The following is a 26224-nucleotide window of genomic DNA, read 5'->3' on the forward strand; positions in this document are numbered from 1 at the left end:
GGCGACCGAAATAATCCCTCACAATATGCGATTCAAAAATATCAACCCATCGCTGCAAGATGCACGTCGCAGATCGATGGGCTGAAAACCATCTCAAAAATGTCGGAGAAAATTATACTGACATCCACGTCATCATCAACTGCCGTAAACTGATCGCGTTTCAAATGGATTGTATAAGAACAGCCAGGTTTCCGAAAGCGTTTGATCTTTAAGACGCAGATACAAACGCATATCAACAGGTTCCGGGCCTTCGACTGTCAGATCGAACTGGGCCCGCCAATGACCTCCTACGCCATCGGGAACCGCTTCGGTGAAGATATAAGAAAAGGTGCCACGCGATGAAGTTAGTACCGCTTCCGGCATTTCACCAAAGGCTAGTTTTTCTAGCGGCTCGCCCAAAAATTCAACCATAAATTTACGCACGTTTTTCGGCCGCGGTTGACCGGGTACGCCGCCATTGCCAAGGCGCGTCGCTACACAACGGGCAAGCGTGCTCGGAAATGGTTCGTCCTTCTGCCAATCCAATTTATAGCGCAGGCGATAACTGTTACCGGCAACCGCTTTGGCGCTGGGCACCCACATCGCTACAACGTTGTCGTGAATCTCATCATCGGTTGGAATTTCGATTAATTGCACTGTCCCTTGGCCCCAACCTTCTAACGGTTGCACCCAAAGGCTGGGACGGCGTTCGTAATGGACGCCATCTTGATAATGATCAAAATTGCGATCGCGCTGTAGCAGACCAAAACCACGCGGATTGGTGTCGCCAAAGGCTGAAGCGGTGGTTTGTCCGGGATTATTCAGTGGTCGCCAGATGTGTTCACCCGCCCCGCTCCATAACGCTAAACCATCGGAATCATGGACTTCAGGTCGCCAATCGGTCCCCGTCCCTTTTACTGATTCAGAAAACCAGTACATCGACGTCACTGGCGCGATGCCGAATCGGTCAATATCGCGCCGCAAAAATAAAGCGGTATCGATTTCCATGGTGACGCCTGCGCCGCGTTGCATAACGAATTTATACGCGCCACAGATACTTGGCCCATCCAGCATGGCATAGACGGTCACTGTGTCGCTGTTATCGTCCGGAACGGTGAAATAGAAATGGGTGAAGTTAGGAAATTCTTCTGACTTTCCGGCTTGTGCAACGTCGATGGCAATACCACGGGCAGATAAACCATATTGATAAAGGTCACCAATCGCGCGAAAATAAGAGGCACCGAGAAAAGCCACCCAGTCGTTCTTATGCCAGTCCAGCTTGTCCTGATCACCGCGCCGACTTTCCTGGAAACGAAAACCCGAAAACCCGCTGCCGCGCGGCAAATCTCGCGCCGGACTATCTACCGGCATATCGAAATAACTCTCGTCGTAGACAATCTCACGCGCCTTGGGAACCTTGCCACTGTCGTCGATGAGGTGCATGTGTACCGGTGACTGAAAAAAACGGCCAAGGTGAAAAAAAGTGACCGGGAATTGTCCAGGGCCTTCAGCAAACAAGGCGTAATCGGTTTTGTATTTTATTTTGCCGTGGGCTGCGTAATCGATTTTGTCGAGAATCGCACGCGGGGCGGTCGCTTGCGGTTTATACGGTGCTTGCGCTAACACTTTTGCTTGCGCGATGAGCGTATCAAAAGAAAAAGTTGATGCGGAGCCAAGCTTAACGCGATTGTCCGCAATGGCTTCCATCGGAACGCCGAGCGCTACAAGCGTGGCTGTGGCAGCGGCGGAATGGAGAAAAGTTCGGCGATTTATCATGGGCGGGGCAATCTCCAATAAATAGGGGAAGAATGGTCATGGGCTAACCGAAACAGATTGTGGTGCTAATGGACCGTATGGCCCTCCATTCTGTGTACGTATACCTAATATGACCGATAACGCGGACGCGGCGTAACGGCGCTCACTGATACTTTACAAAATGCAACTAGCGAAACCTTCATGCGTAACTTAGTCAGGCAAAAAAGAGAAACGTTCAGATGCGTCGGTCGGCTTAGCCCTGCGATCTTGCAAATGCGTCGGTAATCTACCTTTTATAATCTATCTTTTATCCGCCTCTAAACGATGCGTCGCAAGAAACGCAAATCCACCCATCCGACCGCCGTTCCCACTGATCGCACCCACTTTTCTCAATCAGAAGAGCCCTGAGTTTGTCTTCCTGCGTCGTTCTATTACAAATCAACCATGAATTGCAAATCAACAACAAAATCAAGATTGATGACGCATCGACAATACGAGTACGATTATAATCACGGTTAGGCGAATCTTGGGACAAATCCGTGTTGCTCACTGACCGAAACACCTGCGACATTGCTATTCCTACCTAGGCTTCTGCGAGGTTAAATGTAAATAACTCTGATTCCCAGCTGTACTAATAATGCGTTTTTTTGGGCGATCAGCAACGATCATGCCTGACGGATTGCTTCCACTGTTTACAAGCGAATGGCACATCTGATATGACTACTTCGGAAACATCTCTCATTGATCCTGCAAATGAAAGCCTCAATACCAAACCGTTGCCTATCCCTTTTTGGCAGGCATTCACTTTTTGGTTGAAATTAGGTTTTATCAGCTTCGGTGGACCCGCAGGTCAAATTGCGATCATGCATCAGGAGTTGGTTGAAAACCGGCGATGGATCTCTGAGCGACGCTTCCTTCACGCCTTAAACTATTGCATGGTTTTACCAGGCCCAGAGGCGCAGCAGTTGGCGACCTATATCGGCTGGTTGATGCACCGCAAGTGGGGCGGCATCGTAGCGGGTGCATTATTTGTGCTGCCATCATTGGTGATCCTGATTGCGCTGTCGTGGTTGTATATTGCATTTGGCAGTCTGCCGCTGGTAGCTGGGTTGTTTTATGGCATTAAGCCGGCAGTGACCGCCATCGTCATCCAGGCGGCGTACCGCATTGGCTCGCGCGCACTTAAAAACAAGATACTTTGGGCAATTGCCGCAGCATCTTTTCTGGCGCTGTTGGTCCTCAACGTGCCGTTTCCTGCAATCATTTTGACAGCGGCAATAATCGGCTATTTCGGTGGTCGGATGGTACCGGATAAGTTCACGATGGGTGGTCATGGCAAAGCGGTAAAATCGTTTGGCGCAGCGCTCATTGACGACGATACGCCGACACCGGAACACGCACGGTTCAGTTGGCTTGGACTATGTCAGATAATCATCGTCGGTGCTTTATTGTGGGTGATCCCAATGGGCGCGCTAACCGCGATCTATGGCTGGCATCACACGTTGACGCAAATGGGCTGGTTCTTCACCAAGGCGGCGTTGCTGACATTCGGCGGTGCGTATGCCGTATTGCCGTATGTTTACCAAGGTGCCGTCAGCCACTATGGCTGGATGACATCAACGCAAATGATTGATGGCCTCGCACTGGGCGAGACCACGCCGGGGCCGCTAATCATGGTGGTGGCTTTTGTTGGTTTTGTGGGCGGCTATGTGAAAGCGCTGTTCGGTCCAGAATCGTTGTTTCTGGCCGGTGCGGTGGCGGCGTCACTGGTAACGTGGTTCACCTTCCTGCCCTCGTTCTTGTTCATCCTGGCCGGTGGCCCGCTGATTGAATCGACGCACGGCGACCTGAAATTTACCGCGCCGCTGACCGCCATCACGGCAGCTGTGGTGGGCGTGATTCTCAATCTTGCGGTGTTCTTCGGCTACCACGTGCTTTGGCCGCAAGGCTTTGGCGCACCGTTTGACTGGATATCGGCGTTGATCGCTCTGGCGGCAACGATTGCCTTATTTCGTTTCAAACGAAATGTCATTCACGTCATTGCTGCGTGTGCGGTGATTGGTCTATTGCTGAAAACGGTGATTTTATAAGGTCAGACGGGAAGCAATATTCCCGGCTGAGCTTATGCAGACGTGTTTCTTATGTGTTTTTCAGGAAAATAATTTTTCAGAACTCACCTGAAAACAGTTTACAAATCGAGTACCAACAACCGACTTTTAGGACGTGAAACGCAAGCCGTTAAATAGTTCTGATGCTCTTCGTCAGAGAGAATAAAGTCGCGATGGTCGACTTCCCCTTCCAGATAGCGCATTTTACAAGTACCGCACAATCCAGACTGACATGAGGTCTCCACCTCGATGCCATTATCAGCGAGTATTTCGATGATGCTTTTATCTTCCGACATGGCGAATAAGGCCCCGGTGCTGGCAATCTTCACAAAAGAGGTAGCCGATGTATCCGATAAGATCGCGGAATTCGCAGCGACAGCTTCCGACTTGACCGGTTCTGGGGCCTTAAAATGTTCAAAGTGAACTGCGTCACGCGGCCAATGCTGAGCGGCTTTTGCGCAAGCTGCCATGAAGCCCGCGGGGCCACAATAGTAAACGTGTGTGCCTTCAACATGTTCTTCCAACAGTTTAACGATATCTAAACCATCCCGTGGATTGCCGCCATCGAAGTGAAAAATGACCTTTCCCTTTTCAACCTGAGCAGCAAATTCTTCACGGAACGCGGCATGGTCTTCACCTTTGGCGCAATAGTGCAGTTCGTAATCCTCACCTGTGCTTTCCAGATAATGGGCCATCGCCTTTAATGGCGTCACTCCGATGCCACCCGCTAACAAAACATGTTTTTTTGCGTCGTTAATCAGGCCAAAATTATTTCTCGGGTAGCTGATCGATACCACATCTCGCACCCGTAGATTGTCGTGCATCAAGCGCGATCCACCGCGACCGATTTCCTCGCGTAGAACCGCAATAACGTACCGGTGACGTTCGATCGGATCGTTGCACAGCGAGTACTGCCGAATCACACCGCCCTCAAGATGCATATCGATATGCGCACCGGCGGTGACGGCTGGCAACATCTCTCCGGCAGGGTGTACCAATTCGAAGGAGTTAATGCCAACGGCCTCAAACCTGATCTGCCGGACAAGCAGCGACAAGGATGTTGGGGATGAACGCGTTTGTGATGGTATATCTTGCATTGTGGGCCTCGAGTCTCTAGTGTTTTTATGCTGCAATGCATCATTACGATTGGCTGATGCTATTCTTCTGGGCTTCATTTTGGATTTAATGACACCAACCATGAAAAGGATTGAAAGCGTATGAAAACCAAGCTTTTTCCTGATGATAAATCGTAAATCCCAGCCATTGATACGTCCAATGGTAATAATGTATGAACCCTATCTGGATTACAAATAAGGACATTCGGGACCAAACAAGAAATTTTGAAGTACACATTCGGATTTACAGATGAAGTTCATCCAAAAATTGAATTCGACATTTATAAGGCTGCCACGTATCGTTAGCTCAGGGACAAATGATCCCACCGAATAATGGTTGATTGAGGAGACAATTGATGGATACGAAAGTCGATAATGCGAAGCTGGTTGAATCTTCGAAGCCGAAGAAGCTCATCCCATACGGTGGCTACTTTACGAGCAAAACGCCAGGGCATGATCCAGAGCTGACCGAAACCGGGCCGGGTACGCCAATGGGCGAATACATGCGCACTTTCTGGCATCCGGTATGCATGTCGATGGAGTTGGGCGATACGCCAAAATTTATAAAAATTCTCAATGAAGAATTAGTGGCTTTCCGCGATAAGAGCGGTGCCATTGGCGTTCTGCACGCCCATTGCGTCCATCGCGGCGCGTCGCTGGAATACGGTGCCATTCAAGAACACGGCATTCGTTGCTGTTATCACGGCATGGTATTTGATGTTGATGGCACTTGCCTGCATGTTCCATATCCAAAGGGCGAAGAGAAAGAAGCCGCAAAATTTGCATGCTCGATTCAACAAGGTGCGTACAAAGCCTTCGAGCGCCACGGTCTCGTCTTTGCTTACATGGGCTCACCAGAAAAAGAACCACCGTTCCCTGAGTGGGAATCAAATTTCACCGTCCATGCGACCGATAAGCTAGTTCCTTACAGCAACTTCCAGCATTGCAACTGGTTGCAAGTTCAGGACAATGCTGCGGATAATTATCATCCGACAGCGCTGCATAATTCGTCTAACGTGGTGGATGAAAACTTTCAAGGCACTACTTTTAACGAAGTTGGTGCTGCGTCGATGGAAGTCGCGCCCGACATGCAATTTATTCCCATCCATGAGGGCCGTGGATTGGCATGCGCTGGTGCACGACGCGTAGACAAGGATCGTCTTTTCATTCGCGTACAACATCAAGCATTGCCCAATTTGAGCTTACATGCTTACACGTCAGAAGACGGTGCTGCCAAGAAATTGTTCAGCCGCTTTCATATCGTACGCTGGACTGTTCCAGTGGATGACGAAAACAGCAAGATGATCGGCTGGCGCGTGATGGGACCAAACATCGATACCCGCGGTATTGGTGATGAGCAAATGGTTGGTTACGAGACGATTGATTTTCTGGAAGGCCAGGTTGCGATGCGCCGTCCGGAACGTTTTGGAAAATACAAGCTGGAAGATTTCCCGCCGATTCCTCCAAACCATCGTGAACGCGATTGCTATAAAGACGCGCAACAAGCGCCTGGCGACTATGAAGCGATTATCAGTCAGCGTCCTATTGCTGTGCACGCGCTGGAAAATCCAACCAAGTTCGATGCTGGTGTCTTTATGTTCCGTAAGCTTTTGCGTGATGCTGTCCGAGGCACTAACCCGAAAGCCAGTGCAGAAAACTTCTACGACTGGCTACAATCCGTCAATGGCGCGCCAAATAGTTACTGTAGCGGTAATGTGATGGAAGTCGCAGAAGGCGCAACTATCGAAGAAGAAATCGCACAACGTCGCATGGTGACCAGAAAGATTGTTCAGATATTGACTGAGAGTGACAATCTGAAAGGTGATGTACGGACGCAGTTTGTGATGGAAGGCTTTGAGGCGCTGGAGCAATCGACCAAGAAGTAATTCCTGCAAAGGAAAATCGGCAAAGCGAAAGAGCAACTCTGCGCTCTTCGTCTTTCAATAAAGGGACAGCGTCAGGATCATCATCCTGACGCTGTCTTTTTCATTACCCGGCCATGCTGTGCGCGGTGATGAACCGGCTTAACCGCCGACTTTCTGCTCTTCCGCCTCCTTCAAGCAATCAAGATCGTTGCGTAAGTCTTGTACTACCTCGAAGAAGGCTTTGATTACCGGCGCTTCTTTGCGCTCTGCCAGGCAGGCTAGTTCCAGATCAATAAACATCGGTGCCTCTGCAATCGTGAGTATCCGAAGCCGCGAATCCTGATAAATGGCATCCAGCGCGATACCCACGCCGACACCCGCAGCAATGGCTTCGCGTATCGCGTCCTGACTATCGATCTCTAATACTCGACGCACACTGACGCCACAATCGGCCAAATAATCATCAAAGACCTTTTGCTGCATTGAGCCACTTTCTCGAGTGACGATTCGCTGCCCTTCCAACTCTCCGACATGAATATCACTGCGCTCAAACCAAGGGTGGCTTGCTCCTACCAGTAATGCGATCTTTGCCCGACGATAAGGGACCGAGAAAAACCGCTTGTCTCCCAGGCGCGGCAATACCGCGACATCTGACTGCAATTCCAACAAACTTCCACTCAATTCACCGGAATTGCCAAACGACACCGACACCCGGACTTCTGGATAGCGCTTGCCAAAAGCAACCACCATTTGGGTAACCTGAACCGGATCGAAAGCGGCCACCCTGATGCGTCCTTCCAGCAATCCGCCAGCGGCTCGCAGAGTTTCTTCAGCCTCTGTTTCCAGCGTAAAAATACGGTGAGTAATCGATAACAAGCGTTGCCCCGTATCGGTCAATTCGACGATGTGCCCATGCCGTGAAAACAGCTCCACACCAAACCGTTGTTCAAGCGCTTTCACATGCGTGGTGATACTTGGCTGCCCGACGAATAACGCACGCGCAGCCGCCGTAAAGCTACCGTGTAGGGCAACCGCGTGAAAGCAGCGTAACTGATGAAAATTCATGGCCAAAAGACACTCCTTGATCCTTGCATGGCCGAATTGTAGAGGACTCTTCGCTGTAATGGTTCGCTTCTTTGAATAACAAGGCGAGCTTGCGCAATTCTATCAAGTGAAGGACCGGTCTGAATGTGTCTAAAATGTAAAAATGACAAAGATCGCCTGCGGCGATGAAGCCGAGCGAGCTTTGTCATTTTCATTGTCTTGCATCCATCAGATTAGTTTGCAAATCTGTTCCAGCCTGGTTTTTATCGCGCCAGGAAAGGCTTGCTCTAACGTATTTTCCGATCAAAAAATTTTTGATCGTTAGCGACTCAGATTATTTTTACGCCGCATAGGTGTCTAACGATTAACCAACTTTGCCGGAACTGTGAACACCAGCAATCCTCCGATAACCAGGCTTGCTGCGAGAACGAGCACGCCGTTGTTGGTGCTGTCGGTCACCGTCTTTACCCATCCAAGCAGATATGGACTGATCAGGCCGGAGACGCTGCCAATCGAGTTAGCAAGGGCGATGCCTGTTGCCGCTGCCGCACCGGTAAGTATCGTTGGAGGTAAGACCCAAAATTGTGAAATTGTGGTCATGATTCCCATCGTTGCAAACGTCAAGGCAACCATCGCGATAGTCGTATTTTGCGCGTACATCACACTAAATACTAAGCCCACAGCACCGACAAAGCCAGCTATGGCAAGATGCCAACGGCGCTCTCCGCGCATATCCGAACTGCGACCAACCACGATCATTGCTACCGTTGCTGCTGCGTAAGGTATAGCCGTGAGCAGACCAATATTGAGGGGGTCGGATACACCACTTGCCTTGACGATGGTCGGAAGCCAGAAACTAACGCCATACAATCCCATCGTGAAAAATAAGTAGATGAAGCTCAATAACCATACTTTGGGATTAGTAAATCCGTCGCGTAGTGAATGTAAGGTCTTGCCATGCTTGTCTGCCGCTAGATTTTTTTCCAGCATCGTGCGCTGCGCTGGTGAAAGCCATTTAGCGTCCGCAATTTTATCGTCCAGATAAAAGAACGCCATGACGCCCAATATCACAGTGGGAATACCTTCCAGAAAGAACAGCCACTGCCATCCGGCTAGACCATGCGACCCACTCATCGCGTGCAAAATCCAGCCTGACAGTGGACCACCTATAACGCCTGACATAGGGATACCGGTCATGAAAAGCGCCGTCACTTTGCCGCGTCGCGATGCAGGAAACCAATAAGTGAGATAGAGCAATATGGCGGGTATGAAACCAGCCTCGGCAACGCCGAGAACAAAGCGCATGATGTAAAAACTTGTTGGTGTCGTGACGAACATCATTGCGCCAGAAATCACACCCCACGTCACCATAATTCGGGCGATCCAGAGACGCGCACCAACTTTTTGCATGATGAGATTACTCGGCACTTCGAAGAGCAAATAGCCAACAAAAAACATTCCTGCACCAAGCCCATAAACGGCTTCGCTTAAATTGAGATCGCTCATCATTTGCAGTTTTGCAAAGCCGACGTTCACCCGATCCAGATAGGAACACACGTAGCACAAGAACAAAAAGGGAATCAGCCGCCACATGACCTTAGCGTAAGTTGCGGACTCGTCCGTACGCGCGCTGACTTCGTCAACCGTTGGGCTATACATTATGTTATCTCCTGGTTTTTAGCTTATGTTCTGGGTATGCCGTGGGCATCTCAGATACTTAATTAGTACTTACGCGAAATCACCCCGACTGCGTTGTCTTTACTAGCCACCTACCCGTCCCGGGACTAGCGTACTGTCTTCGTCTGCACTCCTTAGTTGGGACGTTTTCGCGTAGGTTTTAGTATTTTTTAGTCATTTTATTCAGGTTCATCCATTTCGCTAAATAAATAGGCTAACCTGTATTACGGCGGGGGAAGCAAAATTTGCAGGTACTTCCCCACACGTCAGGCAAATTTTAGTCAAACATATCGGGTTGTGTCGCGACCAGATGCTCGTAAAGCGGCTGGAAATGCAACCAGCCGATGTAAGGACTGCCAACATGCTCGCGACTATAACGGGCACGATCTGGTGTCACCAATGTCGGCTTGATACCGCTCGCCTCAATCAATAATTGTTGCTGACAAACACGTTCCAGCGCAATGAACCAGAACGCTGCAGATTCGATGCTGTGACGACTGACGGTCATCAAGCCATGATTCTGATGAATCACCGCTTTAACGTCCTTGAATTGACCGGCAACTGAATATCCCGCGCCTTCTTCAACCGCTACCGCGCCAGCTTCGTCATTAATGACGATGTGATCTTCAAAAAAGACCGCTGCATCTTGGGTGATCGGATCTAATAAACGTCCGGTCGCGGCCCAAGCCGTGCCATAGATCGTATGCGCGTGACACATTGCGATGATCTCTGGATGCAATTCGTGCACCGCTGAATGCAGCACAAATCCAGCGCGATTCAATGCATAATCGCCCTCGACCACTTCGCCTTTATGATCGGCCAGGATCAGGTTTGATACCTTTACCTGGGAGAAGTGGACTGCCATTGGATTGGTCCAATACAGATTTGGGAACTCTGGATCGCGCACTGTTAAATGACCTGCAAAACCGTAATCCAAACCGTGTACTGCAAACGCGCGGCATGACGCAACGAGTCTTTCTTTGCGATGCTGGCGCTCTTGAGCGTGGTTATCAAATTTTGGAATGCTCGGGAATTTAAGCCCTTTTTGTTTTGGCTGGTATAGCGATACGCGCTCGATAACTTCAGACATGATCTTCTCCTTATTACTTCGTTTTTAGACGTGATTTTTAAATACTGTGATTTTTAATTTCATTTTTAATTGTTGCGACTATAGCAATAATTCACCATCAAACGGACATGCTGCCGGTCCTGCGATAATGCTAAGCAGACTCCGGTCTGGTCCACTACGGTGATGGTTATTATCATGATCCAACTTGCGAGACACCTTGACAAACGATACCTTTTCACGAATGATGAATCTAATTCACCTATAACACATGAGAAAATTTCCAAGCTTCTTTTCACTACGCGCTTTTGAGGCCGCTGCCCGGCAGGGAAGCTTTGCGCTCGCAGCAAAAGAATTGCATCTCACACCGTCCGCAATCAGCCATCAGGTTCATGGACTTGAAACCTATTTTGGGAAACCATTATTTGACAGACTCACGCGGCGAGTCGAGCTCACACCAGACGGCAAACAATTGCTGGTTGGCCTATCGCGTGCATTTGACTTGATTGAGTCTTCCTGCGCTGATCTGAGTTTGCCGGAAGAGACCGAATCCCTTGCGGTGCATTGCACACCAAGTTTTGCGTCAAAATGGCTCGGCCCGCACTTGCCCCATTTTATGCAGGAACATCCATTGATTACCATTCGGATGTCGTCCAGTGCCGATCCAATCGATCTGATCCAGCATGAAGAGATTGATATTGCGATTGCTTACGGCTCGGCGAAAGAAAGGTCGGGCGTCACCATTGAGCCGCTCGGAACCGAGGTCATCGCTCCGCTATGTTCCCCAAAGCTACTCAAAGGCAGCGCGGAAATTGACCTCAACGAGATGGCGCATTTCACCCTGATCGACTCACAACTCAGCCCGGTAACGTGGCAAAACTGGTTCGACCTACACGGGCTAACGCTTCCAGACAGACCACGTTTGTCATTCGATCGCGGGTCGCTGGCTATTTCTGCGGCGCTCAACGGTCTTGGCGTTTCGCTTGAAAGCACGCGACTAGCCACGCAAGAGATCGCGAGCGGCGAGTTGGTGCAATTAGGCAAAACGTCGTTTCGCCCACTTGCCAGAGAAATGCATTTTGTGTGTTATCGCGCGGCGCGGATGAACAGTAGAAAAATCAAAGCATTCCGCGACTGGCTTTTCAGTCAAACGGAAATCGTTTAATCATCCGATCCAAAAAAATAAAGCCTCCCTGCAAGTAGCAAGCGGAGGCTTTATTTACATCATGGGGCGATTTAAAACCAATTACAACGCGTTAAAATTATTTAAGGCAGCTTTGGCCAGACCGGTTTAGCCACGGCAAGAGAAGCCGGATATACCGGAACCGGCACACCGTTTCTCCACTGCAGAATAACGATCCCCGATCCAACACGTCGGCCTTTTTCGTCAAATTTCAAATGTCCACCAGCAAAATATTTCGCTGCGCCTTCCGACGTATCCATTGACCGGATTGCAGCCGCCACTTTTTTCCGGTCAGCAACGCCAGCCTTCTCCAACGCATCTTTAAATATCCACATGTCGCCGTAGGTTGAAAGGCTGTCCTGGGTCATCCAAGACTCACCTGTACGCTTCTTAAATAGCTCCGACAGCTTCTCGTCGCCCTTCCCGCCCCAGTTTGCCACCACGACCATCACGCCTTCCAGCATCTCTTTTTTAACAACCTTAAGCAATTCTGGCGCGCCCATGTGTCCACCGTTTGTAACGACAGGAATCTTGCCTGAACCGACGCCCATTTCGTTCATTTTTTCCAACAGCAGCTTGGTGTCAGGCACGTTTGTCGTCAGCATAAAAGCCAGATCGGGACGCGTATTACGCAGCTTCTGCACCAAGGAAGTGGCATCAGCCAAAGGCGGCGTATACACCTGATCAGTGATCAGGTTAATGCCGTATTTGGCGAAACCACTCTCGCGCATACCTTTTGTAAAACTCGCCGGAGACGCGGTATTGTCCATCACGATTCCGGCGTTTTTCGGTGCTTTCCCTGTGCTATCGGTCGACAGTTTCACCAGAATCGGCAAGACGGTTTCAGCTTGAACACTCGCAATCGGTGAAGTCTGAAACACATATTTAAAACCACGATTGGTAATCTGATCGCTGTAGGAGAGCGATAACCAAGGCAGTTCGGCACGTTCAGAAACTTCGGTGACGGCAAGCGTCAATGAACTAAGAAAAGCACCGGATCCACCGATAAGACTAGGCTCTTGCGACAAGAGTCGCTGGATCGCATTCTTTGCTTTTTCAACTGAATCGCCGGTGTCAGCGACCACCAACCGCATTTTCGCGCCGCCAAGCGCTTTAATACCTCCGGACGCATTGATATCATCAATCGCCATTTCAGCACCCTTACGCTGCAACTCACCATTACGCGCCCAAGCACCTGAAAGCGGAACGATCAACGCGACTTTTACGTCTTCAGGTACGGCATAAGCGTTCGGTAACGACATCACCATGAGCGGCAAGGCGGATGCAAACAAACCCACTGCCTTCAATAGATTATTTTTTTTATTGGTCTTCATACAGTCTCCTTATAGTAAATAAACATCTAAACCGATTACAGAAAAAATCAGCAACCAATTTGTTACATGCCCAGATAAGCGCGTTTAACATTAGGATCATTGATCAGCACGTCTGGGGGTCCCTGAAGGATCACCCTTCCCGATCCCAGGACGTAACCGTGATCGCAGGTTTGCAAGGCTTCGGCGACCCGTTGCTCCACTAGCAAAACGGCGACCTTACTCTCACGATAAATTTTTTCTATACATTCAAAGATGGAATCGGCGATTGCCGGTGACAGACCCATTGATGGCTCATCAAACATCAATAACTTCGGCCTGGACGCAAGACCGCGACCGATTGCCACCATCTGTTGTTCCCCACCTGAGAGCGTGCCGGCAAACTGATTGCTGCGCTCAGCCAATCTCGGAAATAGTGCATAGATTTGATCAAGGCTTTGCGTCCAGTGCTGGGTTGCGTCCTTGGTACGCGCACCCATTTCCAGGTTTTCCAATACTGTGAGACTTTTAAATACTTGACGACCTTCCGGCACGTGCGCGATACCCAAATGGGGGCGGCGCGCGGGCGCTAAGGTGGACAAGTCGATACCGTCAAAAAATATGGATCCGGCAGCAATCGGGACCACACCGGATATTGCTTTGAAAAGCGTCGTCTTGCCGGCACCATTGGGGCCGACAATGGCGACAAACTTTCCATCAGCTACCTCTAAATTGATATCGACCAGGGCTTTTAACCCATCATAGGAAACCGATAGGTTATTTATTTGTAGCACGGGCGCTCCATTTCTTGCCGAGATATGCTTCGATGACGATAGGATCATTGGTGATCGCGGACGGCTCGCCAATCGACAGAACGCACCCATGATCAAGGACCAGCAAACGATCGGCAAGGCGCACCATGGCGTGCATCGTGTGTTCAATGATGACCACGGTAACACCAGTGTTGCGAATATTTTGTATGATGGGGATCAGGTGCTCAACGTCATCTGTACCTAGACCGGCCAGAATTTCGTCCAGCAAAATAAGTGTTGGTTTTGATGCCAGACAACGTGCCAGTTCCATTAACCGCAACTGCATCATCGTCAAACTTCCAGCGAGAACATTGACGTCCGCTTCCATACCGACCTGGATCAGCGCTGCATGGGCGAGCGCATACGCCTTTTCATCCCGATGCTCTTTGGCAAAGGCCCCAACCACGACATTTTGCAACGTAGTCAGACGACCGAATGCCCGCACTACCTGAAACGTTCTGCCGATTCCCAATCTGGAGACTTGATAAGGCCTGAGACCGATGATGTCGCGACCGTCGAATATGACCTCGCCTCTGGTTGCAGGGAGAATACCATTGAGTAAATTAAATAGCGTGGTTTTACCGGCACCGTTAGGTCCGATAACGCCAAGAATCTCATCTCGGAAAACATCGAACGATACCTCGCTGACCGCATGCAGACCGCCAAACGATTTGGACAGTGCTTTCACGCTTAAGGCGACTTCGCTGTGACACCCAGCGGTGCTGACCTTCGGCGTCGGTATGGAAATATTAGCAGGAAGCTTTGCGTCGGGATTGGTACTGATACCAGCACGTTGGTTCAGCGTTTTTCGCTTTGCAAAAACAGCGAGTATCTTCGGCAAAATGCCCTCGGGCGCTAGCAGAACGGTCAGGATAATCGCGAGTCCGAACACCACGCCTTGGATGCCCGGCAATTTATCTCCTAATTCTGCATTGAGAAGTTCACTAACCGGCACTAACACCATTGCACCGATGACAGGCCCGGCAATCGTTCCCACACCACCGAACAGGCTGAAAATTAATGCCTGGGCCGATATCAACATGCCAAATACGGCGTTCGGCGTGACGATCAGCATGACGACTGCATACAGACCGCCAGCAGCGCCAGCAATCGCGCCCGATAGCACAATCGCGCGCAACTTCCAGCTAAATGGATCAATCCCGGCCGCTTCTGCGGCGAGCTCATTTTGCTTGATCGCAAGTAGCGACAATCCAAAACGTGAGCGCGCAACTCGCAGATTAATGCCTATCGCAATCAGCAATAGGATGACAGCCAAGACGGCGTAGAAACGCACATCTGCGAACTGCATGTGCAGAATCGGCGAATTGAGATGCCTTGGAAAAGTCACCTCTTGCAAACCCAGCCACTCGAAAACATATAGTATTCCGAGCGGATAGGCCAACATAGCCAATGCGAAGTAATGACCCCGCAGACGAAAAGTTGAGGCGCCGATCAATGCACCGGACAAACCACCGACAAAGGCGGCGATGGGAATGCCGATCCATGGCGATATCCCGAATTTCACTTCGAGCAGAACCACCGTATAGGCGCCCAGGCCAAAGAATGCGGCATGCCCAAACGACATCAATCCTGAATAACCGCTGAAAAGATTCCATGACACCGCCAACGTTGCCCATATGGGCGTCAGCGTCAATATCTGGCCATAGTAAGGATCGCTTACCAGCATCGTGAGCCCAAGATATAGCACTGCCAACAACACGATCAATTTGACTGCGCCGCCTTTGGCGGGCTGAAGAAACTTGGGTATTGCATTGAATACAGGATTAAGTACAGAGGTAAGCACAGTATTAGGCACGGTCAACAGTCCTTCCAAAAAGGCCTTGGGGCCGCATGATAATGATGAGCAGGAATACCACAAAGATCGCCGCATTTTGCAGCTGCACCGGCAACACCAATGTAGACAGCTGTTGAACCAGACCGATTGTCATTCCGCCCCAAAAGGCGCCAGTAATGCTGCCAATACCACCGAGCACTACGCCCGCAAACATGATGACCACGAACTCAACACCAACGTACGGCTGAAACGGGTAGGAGCTGGCCAGCAAACCGCCTGCGATGGCGGTAATCGCCGCCCCCAAACCAAATGCAAACCGGTGCGATCGTCCCACATCAATACCCATATAAATTGCGGCTTCTGCATTATCGGCTGCGGCGCGTAAAGTCTTACCGACGCGCGTACGCGTAATCAGCAAGGCAACCGCTGCCACGACGCACAACACCACCACAAATGAGACCGCACGCGCCTTATTCAAAAATATCGAAACGTCGGGACCGATCAATGGACCGATCTCCCAAGCAGTGGAAGATAGTGCCGTCTGGATTGTGCGTGGCTCGGACCCGAACAGGATGAGCGCACCGTTTGACAGCACAAGTGACAGGCCCAATGTGATAGTCAGTTGTGGATAATGGCCATCTCCGTCCACACCCGCCACCCGCGTTCCTGAAACTCGACCCAGTATTAATGGGTGAAGAATGATGGCAAAAACATATACCACCACGCCCGCTATCAGCGCGCTGATCACGGGGCCGGCATACGGTCCCAGCGCAGATCCAAACGCGTTACCAATCTGGTGAAATATAAACAGGGCGACATACATGCCCAGCATGAGGAACTCACCCTGAGCAAAATTAATGACCCGCATCATGCTGAAAATAAGTCCAAGTCCGACACACATCAAACCATAGACGCCGCCGACGACGATACCGGTAAGCAGCACCTGAAGTGCATTTTCAACAAGCACCAAATGAGGATTCATTCGAACCACTCCAATAAAAACATGTGACGTTTCCTTCTGTTGGTTGAATCGCTACTAAGCGCATATAGCTTTCGTGCTAAACAAATTAGGCCATTGCGCGTTAGCAACTTACACTCGTTATACATCACAATACAAAAATAATCGGCGAATGATACTTGGCATTTCACAACATAATTATTAATTACTTACATAATTATTGAAATAATTATTGAATTTTAAAAAATATGTCGAATCGCTACATCTGCGCTTTCTTTACCAGATCCTGATTTGATTGCACCGACAACGGTATAAGCTGGATCGTTTTTAGTCTGGGTGTTTTTTATCTATTCGTCCTCAGCACACTCTATGAATTCTCTGGGAGCAATGAATTGCCGACGATGTATTCGACATCCGACGCTTAAAACGCTAAGCGGAAGCGCGTGCTACGTCACATTATCCGAAAAAGAATAATACACTACTAAATAGTATATTTAAATATTTTATTAGTATTTTATTATACCAATAAGTATAAATATTTCATTCCTATTTACTAAGGTGAGATGCCCGCTAATGAATTTGATTGAAACCACGCGAGAAAAACACCGCGAACTGATACCGTAAATGCAGGCATTGTGAGAAAACGCAGAAAGGGTGTCTAGAGCGAATTGCAATCGATTAATCGATAAGGATAGATAGGATCAACGCGAAATTTAGAAGGATGGATAAATAAAAGAATGAATCGATTAAGGCGAGATTTAAGGCAAGAGATAAGGCGAAGTATAGTTGACCACACCAACGAGACCCGCGAATGTTATCTATGCCAGCCTGCGACGCCAAACTATTGACAGCCGCAATCCAGCAGCCTGATAGACAAATAGGCGCGGTTACCGTGTAGGAATTACCGGGTTGGGCTCAGCATCCATAACGGCATTTGGCAGGCGACTAAAAGGCAGCCAAAGCAGTCTCGTTATGACAACATCGAACGGCAGACCCGTTCAATGTGCATCGTCAGTTGGTTACACTGGCATCATTTAACCTGGATCATAGCAAGAACCAGATCCGCCATACGTTCGGCCGTTTCAGCCCCCGTTAAACGTCCATGGGGACGATACCAGGCGTACGACCAACTCACAATGCCACCAACAGCGAGCGATGCCATCTTGATGTCATCGACCTTGAATTCCCCAGCGGTGACCCCGTCGGTTAATAGTTTGCACAGCTTGAGATCAAATTCGCGACGCATGTTTTCAATCGCATCGGAGTCCTCCTTGGACAAATGCTTTTGCTCACGCGTGTAGATCGCAATGTGCTCCTGATTTTCGAGTACGGCGAGCATAAAATCACGCACCATCGCTCTCACTTTTTCAGTGTTTGACCCTTCCGATGCGACTACCTGATTCAACACATCCAAAGACGCGCGGATACCAAGAGAGCATATTTCTGCCAGCAAGTCGTTCTTGGATTTGAAATGGGAATAAATAAAGGGCTTGGTGACACTCATCTTCTCTGCCACCGCTTCCAACGTTGTATTGTTGAAGCCGTTGTTGTAGAACATTTCTGCGGCCACCGCGATAATGCGTTCGCGCTTGAGGCGAGAAACGGCGTCACGTATGCCCTCTATCATATTGGGCTTTTCTGGCACACCAGCTTTGGTTAAAACGGAGACAGCTGCCTTCAGCTTGGTGACTGCCTTGGGTTTTGCAACAGTCTTCGGTTTTGCCACTGCCTTCGGCTTGGTAACCGCCTTAGGCTTGGATATTGCCAGCGGCTTGGCGATCATTTTATTTTTTTCAGCGCTGGCAGGGGCACTTTTACGAATTGGTATATTTTTCATACTGTTTAGTGTAGTTGGATACTTGCATAATTGTACAGCGGAATACATCCCACAAGAAATACCAACCGCCGAAATCCCTCTCAAAATCAGGTAGTTACCGCTATTGTCTGCCCGATACATACACTAAGATGATGTAAAAGCAAGATATCCGACTGCGCCTCTTAGCTGACAGCACGTTTCGCTCCAACCTGAAACCGCTTATTCGCTGCCGTCGCCGCAGCGCTGCTGACGTTAATGATGGGACAATTTTGCTAAAAGTTATTGATCGATATCTATAATCGATTGCGTAGGCACGCCAACGTGTTAAATACGCCAAAAATAGTCCAACGCGCATCAGTCTTTTTATCTATCCAGACCTGCCGCTAAATCTGACAATAAGCGCGCAATAAGCTCAAAAAGTGGGCAATAAATCAGATGTAAAAAGCTATTAATTTAGATCCCGAAGACAGGTTTAATTTTCTAAAAAAATAAATTATAAAAGTAAAAATTCCTATTATTTCCCGATAATTCAGGAGCGCTATTCGCCAACGCGATTTGACGCGCAAACAATAATTTTTTTCCTTGCTTCAAAGCTTAATAATGACGATCATCTCGACCCCCTTCATGATCATGCCGATACCCGTCATCATGCCTATACCAATCTGCGTAAGGAACTGCTACGCAGCCGCCCAAGGCCACACTCAGTGCAGCTAGGGTTATCAAATTAGCGAAGGATTTCATGGCCGCCTTCTATGAATATAAAGAAGTAATCTGACGCATAAATATGATCGCAGTTCAACGCCATTTTCTCTTCATTTTTTATCTCATTGCAGGCGACTGGGAATTGCGCGAATTGTCGCAAATACACCACTAGTTAACGATCGTTAACATTGCTTTGATGCACTCACCTTAAAAAATTAAACACAAGAAACTATAATTTCCACATCAGCACATTTCAAGGAGTCATTGGGACATAGCTAACTTCGAAAACATGACTGTATCTACCTAGTAGAAACCGATCGAAATAAACCGTTGAAATGCGAGCTAGTTAACGTCATGATAAAAAAATCTATCCCTAGTGCAACTCTTATTGCCATATTGTCCATTGGGTATGCAAACGTCCAAGCCGCAACGGCAACCTCCACTATGCTCAATACGGTAACAATCACTAACAGTTGCAGCATCGTGGCAGTTGGTTTCACGACGACCTATGACCCGATTGTGACCAATGCCACCACCAATCAGGACGTAACAGCCATTGTCACCACGAACTGCACGGTCGGTGCCACGCCGGTTATTACCCTTGGGCAAGGCGCTAATTCAAATACGGGTTCCACAGACGCTATACCATTGCGGCGTCTGACCAGCGGTGGCGGCACACCGTCGTTCCTTAACTATTCCCTATTTTCCGACACTGGACGTACGGTAACCTGGGGCAATACCGCTGCTACTGCACCAACAGCAGTCGTGGCTACCGCTGTGCCGACGATTAGTACAATTTACGCACGTGTTCCATTCGGTCAGACGTCCACAAAAGCGGCGGTGTATACCGATTCAGTTGTGGCAACGGTAACCTTTTAAATGACACCACGTATAGCGCTAAAAAAAGGACTCAATAGTAGGCAATCAGTTGGGGCACTTACCCTTGGGTGTGCTGTCATTTTTGCCGCCCTGCCCCAGATTGCCATGAGCGCGTCGTTTAACGTCAACCCGGTCGGATTCGAGTTGACTACAGAGCGCCCATCAGGTGTGTTGCGCATCAGAAACACCGGAGATGACCCGGTGCGTATACAAGTCGGCGCAATCGACTGGAGTACCGATGGTAGCGTAGAAGTATTGAAGGCGACCGACGCGCTGCTGTTAAATCCGCCTATATTTACAATTGCTCCAGGGCAAACACAATTTTTGCGGTTCGGCGAACGTGACCCTGCTAACGCAACATCTGAAAAAACATACCGGCTATTGATCGAAGAAGTACCGCCAAGTGGTCCACAACCACCTGGATTAAAGACTTTGCTAAAGGTCAGTATTCCCATTTTTATCGCACCACCAATAAAACAAGAAAAAATGTCCTGGCAATTAACGCAGGGACCCACCGGTGTCATGTTAACGGCGATCAATAAAGGTAACTTTCATCAAAAAATTGTTCGCCTGCAGTTAAATAACATCGATAGCAGTAACGTTCTTGATATTGGAACGCCTGCATATGTTTTATCTGGGCAACACAAAGGGTGGTCGCTGGGAAACGGAAAAATTCATGCCGGAAAGGTTCGTGTACGGATACAAACGGACAAGGGAGAGTCTGAAGAAAATCTCACGTTGGAAGATAAAGTACCTTCTCGCTAGCCTTATCGCCTGTCAGGGACCGGCTTTGGCGACACCACAACAAGTCTCACAACTCGCACAGCAACAATCAGCGGCAGAATTGAAACCCGTACAAGTGTCAGGCCAAAAGGCGGACCAGGACTTGTTGCTCGATGTCGTCGTCAACAACCAAAAAGTTGCAGATGCAACACTTATCGTGCGTACCGCGACAAATCAAATTCTAATACCTTTGGAGGTATTGACCAATGCACGATTGCGCTTACATGACGTTGTGCCAATCAAGCGCAATCAAGTCAGCTACATATCGCTGGACGCCATACCGGGTGTACAGATCGAGATCGAGGAGGCAACCCAAACCTTGAACATCCTTGCGCCACCGGCCGCCTTCGTCGGTGCCCAATTCAATTTTGGCGATCAGTCACCGTTAGTCGAACAGCCGTCAACAACTGGCGCTTTTTTAAACTACGATGTCAATTACACACGCGGGATAAATCAAAATAATCTTTCTGGCGTAGCCGAACTTGGTATTTTTTCTGGCGGAGGCACCTTTACCAGCCGCTTCGTGGGTCTAGATCTGATCCAGAAAAGTTCGGTCTTCCGCCTTGATAGCCAGTACACACGTGATTTTCCAACGCAGCAGGCAACATTGGTCGTCGGCGATAGCATTACGGGAACCAGCTCTTTTTCGCGCCAGGTGTATTTCGGCGGAGTGCAATGGCATACAAAATTTTCTACCACTCCTGGTTTTCAGGCAATCCCGCTTCCGACATTCAACGGTACCGCAGCAGTGCCGTCAGTTGTTGATATCTACGTTAATAATATTTTGAGACTTCAGCAGCCGGTCGACACCGGGCCGTTCGCGATCAACAATGTGCCAGTATCTGCGGGTCAGGGCAACGTGCAAATGGTGGTTCATGATGTACTCGGACGCCAGCAGGTTTACACCCAAAGTTATATCACCAGCACGCAATTGCTGAAACAGGGAAGCAAGGACGAGTCTTACGAAATCGGCGCGATGCGCAACAATTTTGGGAGTCGGAATAGTTACTACGGAGAGAGTTTTAGTTCTGGCACCTTACGTTATGGCATCAGTAATGTTACTACCGTAGAAGGCCACGGAGAAATCATGCGCGGACGTCAATCGTTTGGCTTCGGTGCGGCTGCCGCGCTTGGCAATATTGGCCTGCTCAGTGCTGGCCTTGCCGCCAGCAGCTCCGAACGTGGGCGCGACACTTCGCAATACCTTCAGTTCGACCGGCAAGGCGACAGGTATGCATTTACATTGCGCTCGCAGCTTGCCGGTTCGCGCTTTTGGCAACTTGGCCTGGACCATGACACGCTTCCGCCTGCGGAACAATTCCAAGCCCAGGCCAATGTCTCTATAACGGCCAATACCAACGTTGCTTTCGGCTACATCAGCCAAATCAATCGCGGCCAGGACAACGTACGCGCTATCAATGTCGGTGCAAATTACAATTTGCATAGAAGCGGTAATGTCAGCGTTGGATTGCTAAAGTCATTGACTGATGATCGTCCAATATCAGTTAATGTCGTTTGGGTCATTCCACTGTCGCACCAGAACACGTTTCAAATGACAGCAAGCGGACAAAAGGGTAGTAAGTTCCTGAGCGCCGAATACCAGCAAGCTGCACCTGCAGAAGGCGGTTGGGGTTATCGCGCACGTGAGTCGGTATTCGTAAGCGGTGGTCAGGATATCGGCGTTAATTACGTCGGAACCACAGGCGAATATAACGCGAGTGCCAATCGCATAAATGGTCAAAGCAATCTGCAACTGGAGGCGCGTGGTGGCATTGCGCTGATGGGTGGACATGTGCGCGCATCGCGTTGGCTGGATCAAAGTTTCGCGATAATTGAGGTGCCGGTCACTCAGCCGATCGATATCTATGCCAATAATGTCAAGGTGGGCCAGACTGACAAAAACGGTGTCGGCTTCGTACCGCGCCTGATTCCGTATGAGAAAAATAATGTGTATCTGGATGACGCGGGTCTGCCGTTATCGATGACCCTAGAATTGGAACAAAAATCGGTCGTTCCGGGCCCACGCTCAGGTAGTCTGCTGAAATTCACCGCACGTCTGAGTCAGAGCGCAACTGTGATTCTCGTGGATGAAACTGGCACGCCATTTCCGAACGGTACGCGGGTTCGGGTAAATGGCGATCAGGCAGAACAAGAAATAGCATTACACGGGGAACTCTTTATACCGCAGATAATCTATCCGGCCACCATCGTTGTACTTAACGACGATGCACAACCCCGTTGTAGCATTCAAATTGCAGCGACAAGCCACCCACAGATGTTGCCGAGGCTCGGTCCATTTACGTGCCATCAGGAGGCCAAATGAAAAACAACTTAAAATCGACTATTTCGATTAGCCTATTAGTCCTCCCTTTAAGCGCCAACGCGCTGCTTTCCACCTGCACCGTGGCGGCTACGGCGACATCATTCTCCAATTATTTCGCAACTCTCGCGACCAACAACGATGGTATCGGTGATGTCGCCATTACATGCACCGCTCAAGTAGCGGCTGGTATTGGTAGTTACACCATAGGTCTCAGCACTGGCAGCGGAACCTATATCAATCGAACACTGATTTCCGGGACGAACTTCCTCAACTATAATTTGTATAGCGATCCTACCCGTTTGATCGTCTGGGGAGATGGCAGCGCCGGAACCCAAACCGTGACCGATAGTTACCTCATCCTATTAACACCAACAACGCACCATTACACTGTGTATGGTCGCATACCTCCAGGCCAGAGCAAGCCAGCCAGCACTTACACCGACACGGTGGCGGTAACCGTTACTTATTGAGCAAAGAATTAATGCGCTATGAAAATGCAGCATGGTTTAGCTACGGTCATTTTTTTCAGACCATTGTGGGTCATCCCAAAACATTTGCTGACTCTCCATCTCACCCGATATCGAACGGCGAGTTGGGAGCTTCGTCGGATCGCCGCAATGCAATCATCCCCAAGCATCCGCTAACGCGACGTTTATAACTTTTGCTGCAAAAATTCTAAAAAACAACTAATCCGGCGTGACAACTGCGTATTCCGATAATAGACAGCATGAATTTTTTGATCATCACCATTGTAAGCATCGGTTAACAGTGACTTCAACCGTCCTGCAACAATATCACCCCGCGTCATAAAGTCAGCTAAACAAACAATTCCCAGCCCATGCAAAGCTAGCTGCCGTAGCGTCTCTCCGCTGGAGGCAACCAGGGTCGGCACAATCGCCAGATTTTCACCATCTTTGTGACGTAGCGGCCAGATATTGCCCGCATCATATTGAGAAAATCCCAGTAGTTGATGCTGACACGAGAAGCGTCCTGTGCAGATGCGGTAATCAATGCTGCTAGTTCCGACAATCTGCCAGCAGTCGAGACTTTGCTCAATGCGCTAACTGGTTCGGGTAAAGTGTTTATTCATACCAGCGGATCAAGTGTCGTTGGGGACGATGCACGTGGCGAGTGGGCCTCTGAGAAAATTTTTGATGAAGACACTGCCTATGCACCTGCGCCCGAAAAAGCTGACTGCGCCGCGCTCGATAAGCTAATCATTGATGCTGCCGGGCGCGGTGTGCGTTCGGTCATCTTGTGCAACACGATGATTTATGGCAATGGTCTAAAACTAAATCCGTACAGCGTTCAAATACCGCCGTTGGTGGCGCAAGCACGCAAAAGCGGCATTGGACGTTTTGTCGGAAAGGGCGTCAATATCTGGTCCAACATGCATATCGAAGATGTCGTAGATTTATATTTGCTCGCACTCAAAAAAGCACCCGCCGGATCGTCCTGTTGCTGCCCTTTCAGATTCAGGCTGGTCATATCTTCTGCGACACTAGCTGGCATCTGGCGGTCAGATGCCAGCTAATACTTTTTAGCCGATACTTTGACTGATGAAGCTGTGCATTCAGGCAGCTAGCTTCTTCGGAATACTTTCCCACATGACGCTACGCACGCATTTTTCCAGACCCAATCGCGTCACCAGGCGCACCACATCAGCACGCTCATGTATCGAACAGCGTATTTCTACCGTAATGTTAGTCAGATTGCCTTTGCCGACGGCCACGACCGGATAATATTGTGCGGTACAACCGCGCCCCAACTGCTGCCGAATTAACTGCTCGACCTGAATTGCATCGGCCGTGCGACACAATGTGACTACACGATACGGTAATCGCTGTTCGGCTACGACGTTGGCTGACATCGCTGCGGTAGCAAGGGGAAGATGGTTTCTGAAGAATTTTCCCCATTTTTCGAGAGTCATATCAATCTCCTTTCTAGTTTTCTATATCGCTGAGAACGGCCCAACGCGCTGCGCTGACGCCTTTTTCAAGGCTGACACGGCTAACGATCTGTTCAAGCTGTAAATGATTACTAGGCGACGTGATAAGGTCCGCGCGCACCTCTAGTTGCGTACCGGAAGGCAGATCTTCGCTATGCAATGATTGCACCACCAGATGCGGCATGCCATTTAGCATATGCAACATCAATGTCCTGACCTGTACCTCGTCATCAGGGCGACAAACGATAGAGAGACGGTAAACCTGTTCAATCTCGGTTGCGCCTTGCAGGTCTTGCCGATTGATCAGATGTGAGACGCTGCGTAACAAGACATTGGTGCCCAGAATCGCTGCCGCACCAATCGCCGCTTCAAGTGGATGCCCCAAGCCGCATAACACGCCGACAGCTGCTGAACACCATAGGGTTGCCGCCGTATTCAAGCCACGCACACTCGCGCCTTCGCGCATGATCACGCCAGCCCCTAAAAACCCAATACCGGATACAACATAGGAGGCGATGCGCGTCGCCCCTTGCGGATCGGTTTCAAACGCTGACACCATCACAAACAGCGAAGCGCCGATAGCTACCAAAGCATTAGTACGCAATCCTGCCATACGCTGACGCATCTGACGCTCTGCGCCAATCAACGCACCTAGAGTGAGCGCGAGTAAAACCCGCACTAAAAAAACTTGCCATTCCATAATCCACACCTCAGCGTCAGCTGCCACACATTCCGAAACGGTATGCGTAGACAACATTTAGTCCTGAGCGACGCAACGATTCCGCGCGCCGGCAAACGACTAAGATCAATCAAAAAGGATGGGAGTATACGAATGTGCGATGACGATAACGATCACCGGAAAATGCGATACCACAGCACGCTATTGCAAAATGCATTGCAACAAATTACAAAAATGTGTAATTCATCGTCACAAGTCGCGGGCTGAAGCGGAATGAGGTCTGCTAATGCTTACGCGAATTGTGACAGGCTGTTTGCCCATCCACAGGGTCTAGAACTACTGTCCAAAATTGAAACTCCAAGAAACATAATGAGGCGAATTCTAGTTAGCTGAGCCATGCATGTCAACCCTCAATCATTCACCGCCG

The 26224-nt window shown here is 49.4% G+C and carries 21 protein-coding genes; 8 read left to right on the top strand and 13 right to left on the bottom strand.

Annotated elements, in window-relative coordinates; translation table 11 throughout:
* Positions 1–135 precede the first annotated feature (135 nt).
* Entirely contained in the window at positions 136–1755 is a 1620-nt protein-coding gene (locus tag QN379_RS01110; protein ID WP_323505793.1) for a glucan biosynthesis protein D, read from the bottom strand.
* A gap of 695 nt (positions 1756–2450) precedes the next feature.
* Between QN379_RS01110 and chrA the strand changes: the two genes are divergently transcribed.
* Positions 2451–3824, top strand: a complete 1374-nt coding sequence (gene chrA / locus QN379_RS01115; RefSeq protein ID WP_322235736.1) for a chromate efflux transporter — start codon at positions 2451–2453, stop codon at positions 3822–3824.
* A 98-nt stretch (positions 3825–3922) separates the two neighbouring features.
* Here chrA and QN379_RS01120 read toward each other — a convergent pair whose 3' ends face one another.
* On the bottom strand, positions 3923–4939 hold the full coding sequence (locus tag QN379_RS01120) for a PDR/VanB family oxidoreductase (RefSeq protein WP_322235734.1): 1017 nt from the start codon (positions 4937–4939) through the stop codon (positions 3923–3925).
* 374 nt (positions 4940–5313) lie between these two features.
* Between QN379_RS01120 and QN379_RS01125 the strand changes: the two genes are divergently transcribed.
* Entirely contained in the window at positions 5314–6843 is a 1530-nt protein-coding gene (locus QN379_RS01125; protein WP_322235732.1) for a Rieske 2Fe-2S domain-containing protein, read from the top strand.
* 138 nt (positions 6844–6981) lie between these two features.
* Here the strand turns inward: QN379_RS01125 and QN379_RS01130 are convergent, their stop codons facing one another.
* The 3 genes from QN379_RS01130 to QN379_RS01140 all read right to left on the bottom strand — a co-directional run bounded on the left by QN379_RS01130 (position 6982) and on the right by QN379_RS01140 (position 10633).
* Positions 6982–7887, bottom strand: a complete 906-nt coding sequence (locus QN379_RS01130) for a LysR substrate-binding domain-containing protein (RefSeq protein WP_322235730.1) — start codon at positions 7885–7887, stop codon at positions 6982–6984.
* 336 nt (positions 7888–8223) lie between these two features.
* Complete coding sequence (locus tag QN379_RS01135) at positions 8224–9525, bottom strand: MFS transporter (RefSeq protein ID WP_322235728.1); 1302 nt, start codon at positions 9523–9525, stop codon at positions 8224–8226.
* A 295-nt stretch (positions 9526–9820) separates the two neighbouring features.
* Entirely contained in the window at positions 9821–10633 is an 813-nt protein-coding gene (locus QN379_RS01140) for a class II aldolase/adducin family protein (RefSeq protein ID WP_322235726.1), read from the bottom strand.
* A gap of 247 nt (positions 10634–10880) precedes the next feature.
* Here QN379_RS01140 and QN379_RS01145 point away from each other — a divergent pair, with 247 nt between their 5' ends.
* Positions 10881–11774: a LysR substrate-binding domain-containing protein gene (locus tag QN379_RS01145; protein WP_322235724.1), complete on the top strand. Its 894-nt coding sequence runs from the start codon at positions 10881–10883 to the stop codon at positions 11772–11774.
* Positions 11775–11875: 101 nt separating this feature from the next.
* On the opposite strand, the gene QN379_RS01150 is transcribed toward QN379_RS01145, so the two are convergent.
* The 5 genes from QN379_RS01150 to QN379_RS01170 form a co-directional block, all read right to left on the bottom strand.
* Positions 11876–13126, bottom strand: a complete 1251-nt coding sequence (locus QN379_RS01150; protein WP_322235722.1) for an ABC transporter substrate-binding protein — start codon at positions 13124–13126, stop codon at positions 11876–11878.
* Positions 13127–13188: 62 nt separating this feature from the next.
* The gene (locus QN379_RS01155; RefSeq protein ID WP_323505794.1) at positions 13189–13896 is read right to left on the bottom strand and encodes an ABC transporter ATP-binding protein; all 708 of its coding nucleotides are present in this window, start codon (positions 13894–13896) and stop codon (positions 13189–13191) included.
* Complete coding sequence (locus tag QN379_RS01160) at positions 13880–15730, bottom strand: branched-chain amino acid ABC transporter ATP-binding protein/permease (protein ID WP_323505795.1); 1851 nt, start codon at positions 15728–15730, stop codon at positions 13880–13882. The genes QN379_RS01155 and QN379_RS01160 overlap by 17 nt, the downstream gene beginning before the upstream one ends.
* Positions 15723–16691 (bottom strand): branched-chain amino acid ABC transporter permease, encoded by a 969-nt coding sequence (locus tag QN379_RS01165; RefSeq protein WP_323505796.1) that lies wholly within the window; start codon positions 16689–16691, stop codon positions 15723–15725. Before QN379_RS01165 ends, QN379_RS01160 begins: the two co-directional genes overlap by 8 nt.
* Before the next feature lie 1006 nt (positions 16692–17697).
* Complete coding sequence (locus QN379_RS01170; RefSeq protein ID WP_322235714.1) at positions 17698–18450, bottom strand: TetR/AcrR family transcriptional regulator; 753 nt, start codon at positions 18448–18450, stop codon at positions 17698–17700.
* Positions 18451–19539: 1089 nt separating this feature from the next.
* On the opposite strand from QN379_RS01170, the gene QN379_RS01175 reads away from it, so the two are divergent.
* From QN379_RS01175 to QN379_RS01190, 4 genes are read left to right on the top strand one after another with little or no spacing between them, the layout of a single operon-like run.
* Complete coding sequence (locus tag QN379_RS01175) at positions 19540–20064, top strand: spore coat protein U domain-containing protein (RefSeq protein ID WP_323505797.1); 525 nt, start codon at positions 19540–19542, stop codon at positions 20062–20064.
* On the top strand, positions 20065–20829 hold the full coding sequence (locus QN379_RS01180; protein ID WP_323505798.1) for a molecular chaperone: 765 nt from the start codon (positions 20065–20067) through the stop codon (positions 20827–20829).
* A complete protein-coding gene (locus QN379_RS01185; RefSeq protein ID WP_323505799.1) occupies positions 20741–23170 on the top strand; it encodes a fimbria/pilus outer membrane usher protein in 2430 nt (809 codons plus the stop codon). Before QN379_RS01180 ends, QN379_RS01185 begins: the two co-directional genes overlap by 89 nt.
* Positions 23167–23640 (top strand): spore coat U domain-containing protein, encoded by a 474-nt coding sequence (locus QN379_RS01190; protein ID WP_322235705.1) that lies wholly within the window; start codon positions 23167–23169, stop codon positions 23638–23640. Before QN379_RS01185 ends, QN379_RS01190 begins: the two co-directional genes overlap by 4 nt.
* A 182-nt stretch (positions 23641–23822) precedes the next feature.
* On the opposite strand, the gene QN379_RS01195 is transcribed toward QN379_RS01190, so the two are convergent.
* On the bottom strand, positions 23823–24227 hold the full coding sequence (locus tag QN379_RS01195) for a LysR substrate-binding domain-containing protein (RefSeq protein ID WP_323505890.1): 405 nt from the start codon (positions 24225–24227) through the stop codon (positions 23823–23825).
* Here QN379_RS01195 and QN379_RS01200 point away from each other — a divergent pair.
* The gene (locus QN379_RS01200; RefSeq protein ID WP_323505800.1) at positions 24141–24704 is read left to right on the top strand and encodes an NAD-dependent epimerase/dehydratase family protein; all 564 of its coding nucleotides are present in this window, start codon (positions 24141–24143) and stop codon (positions 24702–24704) included. The two genes, QN379_RS01195 and QN379_RS01200, sit on opposite strands and share 87 nt — an antisense overlap.
* A 39-nt stretch (positions 24705–24743) precedes the next feature.
* On the opposite strand, the gene QN379_RS01205 is transcribed toward QN379_RS01200, so the two are convergent.
* A complete protein-coding gene (locus QN379_RS01205; RefSeq protein ID WP_323505801.1) occupies positions 24744–25100 on the bottom strand; it encodes a hypothetical protein in 357 nt (118 codons plus the stop codon).
* 13 nt (positions 25101–25113) lie between these two features.
* A complete protein-coding gene (locus QN379_RS01210; protein ID WP_322235699.1) occupies positions 25114–25818 on the bottom strand; it encodes an MgtC/SapB family protein in 705 nt (234 codons plus the stop codon).
* Positions 25819–26224 lie beyond the last annotated feature (406 nt).

This window comes from Glaciimonas sp. Gout2 (genome assembly GCF_035018905.1).
Classification (GTDB): domain Bacteria; phylum Pseudomonadota; class Gammaproteobacteria; order Burkholderiales; family Burkholderiaceae_D; genus Glaciimonas.

Bases quoted from the DNA above. Each gene is read 5' to 3' on its own strand.
- QN379_RS01140 (WP_322235726.1), bottom strand. From the start codon at position 10,633: ATGTCTGAAGTTATCGAGCGCGTATCGCTATACCAGCCAAAACAAAAA.
- QN379_RS01200 (WP_323505800.1), top strand. From the start codon at position 24,141: ATGCTGACACGAGAAGCGTCCTGTGCAGATGCGGTAATCAATGCTGCT.
- QN379_RS01125 (WP_322235732.1), top strand. From the start codon at position 5,314: ATGGATACGAAAGTCGATAATGCGAAGCTGGTTGAATCTTCGAAGCCG.
- QN379_RS01120 (WP_322235734.1), bottom strand. From the start codon at position 4,939: ATGCAAGATATACCATCACAAACGCGTTCATCCCCAACATCCTTGTCG.
- QN379_RS01170 (WP_322235714.1), bottom strand. From the start codon at position 18,450: ATGATCGCCAAGCCGCTGGCAATATCCAAGCCTAAGGCGGTTACCAAG.
- QN379_RS01135 (WP_322235728.1), bottom strand. From the start codon at position 9,525: ATGTATAGCCCAACGGTTGACGAAGTCAGCGCGCGTACGGACGAGTCC.
- QN379_RS01180 (WP_323505798.1), top strand. From the start codon at position 20,065: ATGACACCACGTATAGCGCTAAAAAAAGGACTCAATAGTAGGCAATCA.
- QN379_RS01145 (WP_322235724.1), top strand. From the start codon at position 10,881: ATGAGAAAATTTCCAAGCTTCTTTTCACTACGCGCTTTTGAGGCCGCT.
- QN379_RS01175 (WP_323505797.1), top strand. From the start codon at position 19,540: ATGATAAAAAAATCTATCCCTAGTGCAACTCTTATTGCCATATTGTCC.
- QN379_RS01205 (WP_323505801.1), bottom strand. From the start codon at position 25,100: ATGACTCTCGAAAAATGGGGAAAATTCTTCAGAAACCATCTTCCCCTT.
- QN379_RS01190 (WP_322235705.1), top strand. From the start codon at position 23,167: ATGAAAAACAACTTAAAATCGACTATTTCGATTAGCCTATTAGTCCTC.
- QN379_RS01110 (WP_323505793.1), bottom strand. From the start codon at position 1,755: ATGATAAATCGCCGAACTTTTCTCCATTCCGCCGCTGCCACAGCCACG.
- QN379_RS01185 (WP_323505799.1), top strand. From the start codon at position 20,741: ATGCCGGAAAGGTTCGTGTACGGATACAAACGGACAAGGGAGAGTCTG.
- chrA (WP_322235736.1), top strand. From the start codon at position 2,451: ATGACTACTTCGGAAACATCTCTCATTGATCCTGCAAATGAAAGCCTC.
- QN379_RS01165 (WP_323505796.1), bottom strand. From the start codon at position 16,691: ATGAATCCTCATTTGGTGCTTGTTGAAAATGCACTTCAGGTGCTGCTT.
- QN379_RS01150 (WP_322235722.1), bottom strand. From the start codon at position 13,126: ATGAAGACCAATAAAAAAAATAATCTATTGAAGGCAGTGGGTTTGTTT.
- QN379_RS01130 (WP_322235730.1), bottom strand. From the start codon at position 7,887: ATGAATTTTCATCAGTTACGCTGCTTTCACGCGGTTGCCCTACACGGT.
- QN379_RS01210 (WP_322235699.1), bottom strand. From the start codon at position 25,818: ATGGAATGGCAAGTTTTTTTAGTGCGGGTTTTACTCGCGCTCACTCTA.